Source organism: Neisseria sp. P0022.S010 (genome assembly GCF_051956635.1).
This window is the reverse complement of record NZ_JBQCXF010000527.1, coordinates 1-2,022: the sequence shown is the minus strand read 5'-3', so window position 1 is coordinate 2,022 and position 2,022 is coordinate 1. Positions and strand designations below refer to the sequence as shown.

Here is a 2,022-nt window from a genome sequence, read left to right as displayed (position 1 = left end):
CGGAAAATTTGCGGACGGATAATTTCAGCCCCAATGCTTTGCAGGTGTTTTTGATGATGCTGCGCGGCGCGGTACGGTAGGAAACCAGCGGCATGCCGTTTAATTTGATCAGCGGCATCCAGACAAATGTCAGTGCGTGGGCAATGCCGAAAATCATGGCTTCGTCTAAATTGTGGCCATGGTATTTGAGCAGGGTGGACATCACACCGCTTTCGCAATGGGCGGTATGCTGGTGTGGAAATTCTTGTATGGTCATAAAGTTATTGGTTTTCGTGCAATGTTTTCAGACGGCCTGAAGCGGTCGGAATGGGTTTGTTGTTTTGGAAATCAGCGGGCTTCTTTGGCCGCTTCCTGCTCGGCTTTGTAGCGGCGCAGAAATTCGATGGCGGCGGCTCTTTCGGCTTCGTTGCCGTATTTGGCATCACGTTGGGCGCGGCGCAGTTCGGCGCGTTCTTTGGCTTCTTCGATTTGGCGCGCTTTGAAGTCTTCGCGGTTGTCGGAGGAGACAAGTTTGTCCTGTTGCGATTGCGCTTTGGCCATGGCTTTGGCAATCAAATCCATAGGGTTGAATGCGGCGCTTGGTGCGGCTGTTTGGGTTTGTGCCTGTGCGGCCTGTTTGGCTTTGACGGCGGCTTCGCGTTGCGCCAGCAGGGCTTTGCGTTCGGCATCGTCACGCTGTTTGCGCGCGGTATGGCGTTCAAAACGGCTTTGTGCGTGTTCGGCGGCGGCAAAGCGCGGTTCGGCAGAGGTGCTGAAACGGCGTGCGGACGGCAGGAAGGGCTGCGATACGGGAACCATATCGATGCAGTCGACGGGGCAGGGGGTAACGCACAAGCCGCAGCCTGTGCATTCGTCGCTGATGACGGTGTGCATCAGTTTGGATGCGCCCATAATGGCATCGACAGGGCAGGCGCGGATACAGGCGGTACAGCCGATGCAGACGGCTTCGTCAATCAGGGCTACGGCTTTGATTTGTGTTTTTGCCGGCGCGAGGTAGGGCTTGCCCAATAGGTCGGCCAGGTCTTTCATGACGGTTTCCCCACCCGGTGCGCACAGGTTTACCGATGCTTCTCCTGCCGACAGGGCGCGCGCATAGGGTAGGCAGCCTTCATAACCGCACTCACGGCATTGGGTTTGCGGCAACAGGCGGCTGATGCTTTGGATGGGAATGGTCATCATGGATAGTCAAAATCGAAAAGGCGCATTATATCAGATTGTTGCGTTTGTTTTGGCGAAACCCGCTTTGCTTATTTTAGCGAAACTCTCCACGCTCGTTTTGGTAAACTCGTTACAATCGTTTTGGCGAAACTCGCTACATTCATTTTCAGACGGCCTGAGTCGGGTTTACGTTATAATTTTGAAATGGATTTATTCGGGTAATTAGGAATGACGGCTACACTTTGCCCCTGTCAGTCGGGGCGTGTTTATACGGAATGTTGCGCACCGTTTCATGCGCGTGAGGCGGCGGCCGCGACGGCGGAAGAGTTGATGCGTTCGCGTTACAGCGCGTATGTTTTGCAGGAAATCGACTATATCGTGGACACGACTGTCCCTGAGCAGCAGAATTTGTTGGACAAGCAGGATTTGGCGGTATGGAGTAAGCAGACGCAGTGGTCGGGATTGAAGGTTATCCGTCATGTGCTGTTTGGCAAGCTGCATGCTTTGGTCGAGTTTGAGGCGTATTTTGAAGAGAACGGGCAAACCGAGTGCCATCATGAATTGTCGGCGTTTGTGAAAATAGACGGGCGTTGGTACTTTATTGATCCGACCGTTGCTTTGCCGACGATGAAACAGCCTTGTTTGTGCGGTTCGGGCAAAAAGTTTAAGGCGTGTTGCGGACAATTTTTCAAATAGTAATGTAAACAGGCCGTCTGAACGTTCAGACGGCCTGAGCGGTTTTTGCAGATAAAAAAAACCATTCATACTAAGGGAGAAGTATGAATGGCCAATACATTGCGGGAAAACGTCTTACTTGCTGCACCGCCCAAAAGGGATGAAAGAGCGGTGTTGTGTCAGCGATTA

General features: G+C 52.8%; 3 protein-coding genes. 1 reads left to right on the top strand and 2 read right to left on the bottom strand.

What is annotated here, in order from left to right:
* Both ACTHUT_RS18985 and ACTHUT_RS18980 read right to left on the bottom strand, forming a co-directional pair.
* On the bottom strand, positions 1 to 256 hold a 256-nt coding region (locus tag ACTHUT_RS18985; RefSeq protein WP_440419408.1), incomplete at its 3' end, for a BtrH N-terminal domain-containing protein.
* A 71-nt stretch (positions 257 to 327) separates the two neighbouring features.
* Entirely contained in the window at positions 328 to 1,176 is an 849-nt protein-coding gene (locus ACTHUT_RS18980) for an RnfABCDGE type electron transport complex subunit B (protein WP_250601785.1), read from the bottom strand.
* Positions 1,177 to 1,386: 210 nt separating this feature from the next.
* Here ACTHUT_RS18980 and ACTHUT_RS18975 point away from each other — a divergent pair, with 210 nt between their 5' ends.
* Complete coding sequence (locus ACTHUT_RS18975) at positions 1,387 to 1,854, top strand: YchJ family protein (RefSeq protein ID WP_250601403.1); 468 nt, start codon at positions 1,387 to 1,389, stop codon at positions 1,852 to 1,854.
* The last annotated feature ends 168 nt before the right edge of the window (positions 1,855 to 2,022 follow it).